The following is an 8,411-nucleotide window of genomic DNA, read 5'->3' on the forward strand; positions in this document are numbered from 1 at the left end:
AATGCTCAAGTGTCTGTGTGGTTGATGGGCGGGGCAAGATCGTGCGGGAAGCGTCGGTGGCCGGAGGCGCTGATCGCCTGGTTTGCGGCGCTCGAAGTACCGCTTGCGCGGATTGGCCTGGAGGCAGGCCCGCTGTCGCAATGGCTGTTTGCTGGGCTGCAGGCGTCCGGCCTGGCAGTGGAGCTTCTCGAGACGCGCCACGTGCGCGACGCCTTCAAGGCGATGCCGGTGAAGACGGATCGCAAAGATGCGCGCGGCATTGCGCAGCTCATGCGGCTTGGCTGGTTCCGCCCCGTGCACTGCAAGTCACTGCCGGCACGGAGGTCCGCGTCCTGCTGACCACGCGCAAGCTCCTGCAGTCGAAGCGGCACGATGTCGAGATGAGCATCCGCGGGGTCTTGCGCGGCTTTGGCCTGAAGGTTGGCCCGACGACGCCGAAGACGTTTGAGCGGTGGGTTCGCGAACTGGTCGCCCATCATGACACGCTGCAGCAGATTGCCGAGGCTCTTCTCAAGACCCGAGCGGTGCTGCTGTGCGAGTTCAAGACGATCGAGAAGCGTCTTGTCGGGTTGGCAAGTCGCGACGGGCAGGTGCGCAACCTGATGAGCGTGCCGGGGGTCGGGGCTTTGGTAGCGCTGACATTTTCGGCGGCCATCGACGACCCGTCGCGGTTTCGCTCGTCCCGGATGGTGGGCGCCCATTTCGGCCTGACGCCGAGGAAGTACCAGTCTGGTGAGACCGACGTGACGGGGCGCATCTCCAAGGTCGGCGACCATGGGGTGCGTGTGGCGCTCTACGAGGCGGCCAACGTGATACTGACGCGACCGGTCAAGGGCTCGGCCTTGAAGTCCTGGGCGCTTGCGGTGGCGAAGCGGGCCGGGATGCGAAAGGCCAAGGTTGCACTTGCGCGCAAGCTGCGGGTGGTTCTGCACCAGATGATGCGCAGCGCTGAGCGCTTTCTACCCGACAGGCCGTCCTGCGGCAGTTGTGTCGTGAAGCGTTCGATGAGAGGAAAAGGATAAGGAGGAACACGGCGGGCATCGACACCAGATCCTGCCGTTACGACGTCCCTTGCCGGGACGGTGGACCCGGTTAGGCCGCTAAGACCGGAGCAGTTCGTTTTATGACTGCGCGTCCCTAGATTGGCCGATCCCGATCAGATCCCATCAGGCAGCGGCCAAAAGCGCCGACTGCGGACAGAAGCAAGACCCCGGCAGCGGACGAAGTTACGAGGGATTGACAAGACGAGGCCCGTTACCGAAGCCCGTCTTATTTATGATCTCGATTGCGCGTTTGCGCCCAGCGAGCCGGCGCGGCTCAGGGACGGCGATGACGAGATTCACGAGACCACCGTTAGCGAGATCAACATTGCTGGGGTGCCCGGGGTGGTCGTGCCGGCCGGATATTATGAGGGAGGGGCACCCTTCAGCCTGATTATCGTGGGGCCCATGTGGAGTGAGGCCGAGCTCTTGGGTTTCGCTTATGAAGCATCGCCGGCCGCCCAAGCTGACGCGGGGCTGAACGGGACACCATATTTTTCCGGCAAGCACGCGCCCTAGCCGATCTATTGGGATAGCAGCTTGCCGTTCTTCGAGCTCAATCTCCCATGCTATGGCGCCGGTGGCCTGCAGGGCCATACGGGAAGGCAGGTGAGACGCACGGTGGTCGAAGAGTTGCACCGTTGCCGTTTCGCCGCTCTTGCTGGACTGCATGTGAAGGATGTCGACAATGTAACAGAGCAAAACCCATTGCGCTCCTTAGGTGCAAACCGCTCGCAAAGGCACAGTCTGCCGCCGCTTCCGGTTATCGCGCGGCCACGACTGCGGCGCGACAATGAAGGGAACCGCGACAACTTCGCAAAGCCCGTCTCGCCGGCTCTCATGTGCGACGCCACTTATAGATCAGGCTGGTTGCGTCATCGTACTGGCGGGCCACAGCGGCCACTGTGGCCCGGGGCGCCGCGCGCACTATCCGGCACGGATCCCCTTCGCTCCAACGCCGACGACGCTCAGGCCCGGTCAATATCGTCACATGGCTCATGCCGTGCTGCAAGCCGCGCCCGTAAGGATAATCTTAAGAGCGCTGCCTCGCTATCGTGCCATACTCGCGCAAGGCAGGCTTGGCCGAAGGCGTACGACCAGTGGGCCGGCTGCTCGCGGAACGGGCGGTCTACTGCCCTCGTACGTCTTTTGGCGTCGTTCCAAAATGGCGCTTGAAGGCTGTACAGAAATTAGAGGTATGAGCATAGCCCACCTCGTAGGCGATCTGTTTCAGGAGGCTATCGCCGCGACCGAGCAGCAGCATTGCCCGATTCATTCTCCGCTCGGTGATGTATTGGACGTAATTGACACCTGTTTCCTCGCGCAACTCATTCGACAGCTCCTCAGCGCACACGCCGAGTGTGGTGGCAAGCTTCGACAGGGCGGGCGGGTCCTTCAAGTTTGCGTCTACCATCGTCTTGACGTGCTCGACACGCTTCAGGTGTAGGTCGGGACGGGATAGGAGTTCGCCGTCAGACAGCAATGTGCTCAGGCTAAGGCAGAGTAGTTCTTGGGACTTGGTCGAAATATAGTTCTTTAGGAGCAATGGATGTACGCTGGGATTGAGTAATCCTTCGGCCGCTGACATGAGCGTATAGGGAAGCGGGCGAGAATACCAGAATGCCTCGGCCTTATCGCCCCTAGAGCACCAAAAGTTTGGAAAGCAGATCGGATAAAAGCCGAGCAGCGAGGCCAGTCTATCTGGCCATACGCCAACGGTCATTGACACCTCGTTGACTCCACGCGTCCAGACACTTCGCCTAAAAACTCCTTGTGGCAAATAATAGACAGCAAGGGTCGGCGCGGTCAGATGATTCTGATGTGAGTTGCCAAGCTCGATCCGCCGCGATCCGGACAGATGGAGCAAAAACACCAGGCGCCCTAGGCCCGGTTCATCGTCGTAAAAATCCTGCTTAACCTCCAGCTTGCGCATGGTAACGCAGAGGTTCTGATAGTCGTAATAGCCAACTCCTTGACCCGACGCGTGCTCGGGGGGTGGCAGGCATCGGTAGCCGCCTGCTGCTTCACTACCGTCGATTCTCTCGATGTGGAAACCGCTACCCTGGCTCAGGCGGCGGACAAACTCTTCGGTTTCCATCGTGTGCCGCCCTCATCCCGAGGCCGAGTGATTAAGCTGAAGGTCGCTGGCTGGTTCAAAGGCCGGCAAGAAGCAGTGCTCCATCCTCTTAGTTTTATCTGACCAAAATTATACGGCTACGTGTGGGACCGGTCAACAACACAAGGACCTCATATGTATTTAGGGCGAGGTGACGTTGCCCTCAGTTGTTATCCAGTTTTGAGTTCGTTTCCGGCGTGGGTTGTGCCCTGCTGGGCGGGTGAAGCGACTGGCGCTGGCGCGGAGCCTTTGGCATAGCGCAGCGCGAGCGACTGTCGCGGATTGAAGGTGGTGGCGAACTCGGAGCCGGTGTCTGCCAGGCGATTTGGGAGTGCGGCCGCGCGGTGTTGTAGTCGGCGCGCCACAAGGCGAGGGGTACGCGCGCCTGAGCCAGCGAGGTAAACAGCGTCTCGTTGAGCAGTTCATCGCGCAGTCGGCCGTTGAAGCTCTCGATGAAGCCATTATCCGGCATGTTGTTCTCGGTGCCATCGTTTGTTCGGTCGTCAGGTTTCGTTAAGCTTGGCGCATCCGGGCCACGGGGCACCGGGAGCACGCAAGTGCGGGCAGGCCGTCGTATGCAGATGAACTGCGAGTTCGAGCACGTTATCTGGCCGCCCCTACGACTCGCCCGGATGCGCTGCGAGCGCGGATCCGTATTTGTCGTGTTGCCCGCTGGCTCCCTGTTCGTGACCAACGATGGAGGGAACCGCGTATTATCGGCATGGACATACACCGCGTAGCCGCCGAGGTCGTGTCGTTGCTTGACGGCAAGATCGTCAAGCTCGGCCGCGTTCAAATGCTGCGCGATAAGCTCGAGGAGTTCGCCAGGAGGGAACTCACCCACGATGATCATGTGGTGATCGAGGCGACCGGCAATGCCACGGCCGTCGCTGAAGTGCTCGCCCTACGTGGATCGGATCGTGATCGCTAACCCCAAGCAGGTGCACATGATCGCGCACGCGAAGGTGAAGACTGACACGATCGACGCCACAGCCCTTGCGAAGCTCTACGCCTCGGGCTTTCTGCCGGAGGTCTGGGTTCCGGATCCGGGGACCCTTGCCCTCCGAAGACAGGTCACCAGGCGGACACAGCTGGTTCGCCAGCGTTCACGGCTGAAGAACCTGATCCAGTCCATCCTCCACGCCCACCTGATCCCGCCTTGTCCGCATGGTAACCTTGTCGGGATCAGCGGGCGCAAATGGCTAACGAGGCAAATATTGCCTGCGGATGAGCGCACTGCCATCGAGCGCCACGATGCGTTCGGCGATCGACGCATCGGTGGCCTGTGGCATATGCGCGGGCCGCGAGGAACGGTCGACCGTGCCGGCCCGACCTTCGGCCTTATAGCGCTCGATCCAGCGCGCCACGATCTTGGCCGACACGCCATAGACGCGCGCCGCATGGGCCTTGGAAAAACCGCCCTCTATCACGGACAGCGTCATCTCCTCTCGACGCAGCGGCGTTAGACGGGCATTCTTGTGAATGTTCATTCGGACCCTCCGGTGAGTGCTGAAGCCTGGTAACTCCAGTCTCCTCGGTCCGGTCCGAATGGACAACCTCCCGAAAGCTCACATCTAGGCCTCAATCCGAGCGTGCGGCAGTCTGGTGAGGGGCCAGCCTATCACGGGCGCATCACAAAGCAGGGCCGCGGCCATGCGCGGGGGATGCTGGTCGAGGCGGCATGGGCGGCTGTGCGATCGCCAGGACCTCTACGCGCCTTCTACAAGCGCATCGCCTCGCGCCGCGGGAAGCACATCGCGGCCGTCGCCACTGCGCGCAAGCTTGCAATGATCATCTGGCACATGCTGAGCAAGGATACCGACTACATCTGGGCCCGGCCGGCCTTGCTCGCCGCAAGTTCAGATCGGTCGAGCTGCGTGCCGGCTTTCCGACCAGCCATGCCAAACGCGGCACCGCCTTCGACTACAAAACGTCTTGCTTGGGCACCGTGGCAATTGTCTGGTTTCGCCGCTTCCGCTGGCCCCCTGTCCGTTTAAGTCGAATGGCTATGTTGGCCAAGTCGGTGTTAATGGGTTCGACGATCGTGCCGCGGCCTCGTGAAGCAACGAAAACCTGACCGACTCTGCCGACCCACGCTTTCAGGTAATCTCGAATAGCGATTGGTAAGGGCCTCGCAGGCTTTGTGCGGGAGAGCCAACGTTTGTGCAATCGATGTAATCGCTCGTATCCGGGCCAGAGGTAGTTCAGCCGGAATAACGAATAATCCTGCGCCCATAACTGTTCAAGGTTCCGAGGAACCCAAAAGTTCTTAGATTGCGTGTTGTTGAGCCGCCATGACCGACGCGACTCCCTGGGCCGGTCAAATCAACGAAACGTGCGCGCCCATGCTGGCACGATCCCATTTCGGAAAGAGACATGTCCCTGACAGAAAACATCGCAACTACGGTCGCCAGCCTCACATATGACGAGCTTCCAGAACGCGTGCGCGACAAGGCGAGGCTCCTTGTCCTCGATCACGTCGGCTGCATGATCGGGGGAAGCAGGACGCACGGGGCCAAGCAGATGACGCCCTACCTTGGGCGCACCGATTCCGGCGGCCCCAGCACCGTTTTCGGCACACCATTGCGCTTCCACCCCGCTAATGCGGCCCATGCCAACGGGCATAGCGCCAGCATGCTGAGCCTCGATGATTCCTACATCGGCTTCGGCCATCCTGGTGCCTCGCTGATTCCGGCTGCTCTCGCGGTCGCCGAAGAGGTCGACAGTTCCGGCAGGGAGTTGATTGCAGCGATCGTTGGTGGCTACGAAATGTCGCTGCGGCTTGGGGCAGCCTTGCGTCCCAGCGAAGACCGCAACCGGCAGGTCTGGGGATACGCCTCCTGGCAGATCTTCGGCGCTTGCACCGCAGCAAGCCTGTTGCACAGATTTACCGGCGCTCAGATCGCCGATACCTACGGTCTGACCCCGATGCATGCCCCGCTCCCCTTCCTGCGCAAGTTTTACTCGCGGCCGATGAGTCTTTTGAAGAACAATTACGGATGGGCGAACAAAGGCGCCATCACCGCGGTGGACCTTGTCCGTGCCGGCTTTCATGGCAATCGCACCATCTTTGACGGCGGTGATGGGTTCTGGGCCATGGCCGGGTCCGACCGCTTCGAACCCCGAGACATGCTCGAGGGGTGGGGCCAGCGCTATTTCATCCTGGATACCGGGTTCAAGCCTTATGGCGTCTGTCGCTGTATCCACACGGCGATCGACTGCCTGCGTGCGCTGCTGGCGCGTCATCGTTTCGGCTGCACCGACGTCAAGAGCATTCACGTTGAAACGGTGAGCGAGTTCGTCCGCGACTTCAATGGGCCTTGGCCGGATTCATCAACCGTCGAGGCAGCATTCCACATTCCCTATGCGCTCGCCCTCGAACTGCTCGACAAGTCCTCCGCGACGGGTCTGCGTGAAGAAGATCTGCTCGACGAAAACCTCAAGAACACGGCGGCACTGATTGACGTTTCAACCCTCGCCGGGGCCGACGAGAAGTTCTATGCGCAAAGGCTCCTGCCCGCTCGCGTCAGTGTCACCCTCCATAGTGGCGAAACTCTTTCCGCCGAGGCCGAGATTCCCACTGGTGCTCCCGGCGGCCCACCTTTTGGGTCGGCTGAGGTGGGGGCTAAGTTCCTGACTATCGCAAGCCCCGTGATTGGCGAAGCGAAGGCTGCGTCTCTGAAGGAGGCTCTCCTCAAACTGGAAGATTTATCCGTTCGCGATGCGTTGAAATCGTGCGCGATGACGTAACGTCAGACGCGAACGAACCGTCCCGAACGGGCCAGCATCACTTTCTTACACGCAGCACAAATCAGGATTGATCACAATGACACAGACGGCAACTCAGCCGAAATCCGCTCAGAGGGAGCCCTCCAACGACTCGCATGACGTGGGCATCAGGGCGTTCTACGCTGGGCGCGGAGCTGGCCAAGCGCCAATTGTCTCGCATGGGAAGGGTATCTTCTTATGGGATACCAACGGCAAGCGATATCTCGACGGTTCCTCTGGCGCAGCTGTCGTCAATCTCGGCTATGGCAATGAGCGGGTCCGCGACGCCATGATCGAACAAGCCAACCGCGTCAGCTACGCTGTCCGCACCGCATTCACCAGCGAGCCGACCAATAGGCTCTGCAGGATGATTGCGGATCTCGCGGGTCCGGGATTTGATCAAACGCTCTTGGTGTCTGGCGGTTCGGAGGCCATCGAATCGGCCCTCAAGCTCGCGCGCCAATACGCTGTAGTCACTGGCCAGAAGAAACGCTGGAAGATCCTTGCGCGTATGCCAGGCTTTCACGGCTCGACGCTCGGCGCTGCCGCGGTCAGCGGCGATCCGGATCGCGATGAGATGTTCGGCCCGATCATGCGGATAATGCCGAAGGTACCCGCGCCATGGAGCTACCGCATCCCCGAGGGCTACACCGTCGATTCCTATGCCGACCATTGTGCGGATGAGCTTGAGAGACAGATTCTCGCTGAAGGCGAGGAAACGGTGCTCGCATTCGTCATGGAGCCGGTCGGCGGCGTTGCCACCGGCGCCTTGGTTGCGCCGGATCACTACTATTCGAAGGTCCGGAAGATTTGCGATCGCTATGGCGTTTTATTGATCTTCGATGAGGTCATGTGTGGCGCCGGCAGAACGGGAACCTTCCTGGCTGCCCATCATTGGCCGGATGCCCTGCCTGATCTCGTCGTGTGCGCTAAGGGTTTGAGCGCAGGCTACACGCCGCTTGGCGCCATGATTGCCCCCAACAGGATTGTCGACAAGGTCGTCGAGTCGGGCGGCTTCCTGCACGGCCACACCTATTCCGGTAACCCGCTCTCCTCGGCAATCGGTATCGCGGTTCTCCAGGAAATGCTGGACCACGATCTAATGGGTAACGCCCAGAGGATGGGCATCGTGCTGCGGCGAAAGCTCAACGCGCTGAAGGATCGGAGCACAACCATGGGCGACGTACGGGGGTTGGGTCTCCTCAACGCAGTGGAAGTCGTTCAGGACAAGGCCACCAAGGCGATTTTCCTCGGCGCGAAGCAGGCGTCCACTCGCATCTCGAACATTGCTTCCGATCTCGGCTTGCTCATCTATGCACGCCGTGCCGCTAGCGGAAAGTTTGGGGAATGCTTCCTGGCAGCTCCGCCGCTTATCATCAGCGAGGCGGAGATCGATCTCTTCCTGGAGCTTCTCACAGAGACGTTCCGGATCTTTGACAACGAGATCCGCTGAGCCGCGCGCGTCTTCGTTCGACAGCCCAATTCAC

3 protein-coding genes and 6 pseudogenes are annotated in these 8,411 nt (G+C 60.6%); 6 read left to right on the forward strand and 3 right to left on the reverse strand.

What is annotated here, in order from left to right:
- Together YU3_RS38230 and YU3_RS41985 are read left to right on the forward strand one after the other, a co-directional pair.
- Positions 1-1,022 (forward strand): annotated as a pseudogene (locus tag YU3_RS38230) (IS110 family transposase); the annotation flags it as partial.
- 315 nt (positions 1,023-1,337) lie between these two features.
- Positions 1,338-1,559: pseudogene (locus tag YU3_RS41985) on the forward strand (hypothetical protein); the annotation flags it as partial.
- Positions 1,560-2,169: 610 nt separating this feature from the next.
- On the opposite strand, the gene YU3_RS0133530 reads toward YU3_RS41985, so the two are convergent.
- The gene (locus tag YU3_RS0133530) at positions 2,170-3,138 is read right to left on the reverse strand and encodes an AraC family transcriptional regulator (RefSeq protein WP_027170251.1); all 969 of its coding nucleotides are present in this window, start codon (positions 3,136-3,138) and stop codon (positions 2,170-2,172) included.
- A gap of 188 nt (positions 3,139-3,326) precedes the next feature.
- Positions 3,327-3,619: pseudogene (locus YU3_RS40115) on the reverse strand (transposase); the annotation flags it as partial.
- A 258-nt stretch (positions 3,620-3,877) separates the two neighbouring features.
- On the opposite strand from YU3_RS40115, the pseudogene YU3_RS40120 reads away from it, so the two are divergent.
- A pseudogene (locus YU3_RS40120) lies at positions 3,878-4,409 on the forward strand (transposase); the annotation flags it as partial.
- On the opposite strand, the pseudogene YU3_RS38235 reads toward YU3_RS40120, so the two are convergent.
- Positions 4,401-4,646 (reverse strand): annotated as a pseudogene (locus YU3_RS38235) (leucine zipper domain-containing protein); the annotation flags it as partial. The pseudogenes YU3_RS40120 and YU3_RS38235 overlap by 9 nt on opposite strands.
- A 78-nt stretch (positions 4,647-4,724) precedes the next feature.
- Between YU3_RS38235 and YU3_RS40125 the strand changes: the two are divergent.
- The 3 genes and pseudogenes from YU3_RS40125 to YU3_RS0133550 form a co-directional block, all read left to right on the forward strand.
- A pseudogene (locus tag YU3_RS40125) lies at positions 4,725-5,083 on the forward strand (transposase); the annotation flags it as partial.
- A 449-nt stretch (positions 5,084-5,532) separates the two neighbouring features.
- The gene (locus tag YU3_RS0133545) at positions 5,533-6,906 is read left to right on the forward strand and encodes an MmgE/PrpD family protein (RefSeq protein WP_027170253.1); all 1,374 of its coding nucleotides are present in this window, start codon (positions 5,533-5,535) and stop codon (positions 6,904-6,906) included.
- A gap of 76 nt (positions 6,907-6,982) precedes the next feature.
- Positions 6,983-8,377, forward strand: a complete 1,395-nt coding sequence (locus YU3_RS0133550) for an aspartate aminotransferase family protein (RefSeq protein WP_051334205.1) — start codon at positions 6,983-6,985, stop codon at positions 8,375-8,377.
- Positions 8,378-8,411: the final 34 nt, after the last annotated feature.

Source organism: Mesorhizobium sp. WSM3224, assembly GCF_000427725.1.
GTDB lineage: Bacteria > Pseudomonadota > Alphaproteobacteria > Rhizobiales > Rhizobiaceae > Mesorhizobium.

Excerpts from the sequence above, each read along its gene's own strand:
- YU3_RS0133530 (WP_027170251.1), bottom strand. The coding sequence starts at position 3,138 with ATGGAAACCGAAGAGTTTGTCCGCCGCCTGAGCCAGGGTAGCGGTTTC.
- YU3_RS0133550 (WP_051334205.1), top strand. The coding sequence starts at position 6,983 with ATGACACAGACGGCAACTCAGCCGAAATCCGCTCAGAGGGAGCCCTCC.
- YU3_RS0133545 (WP_027170253.1), top strand. The coding sequence starts at position 5,533 with ATGTCCCTGACAGAAAACATCGCAACTACGGTCGCCAGCCTCACATAT.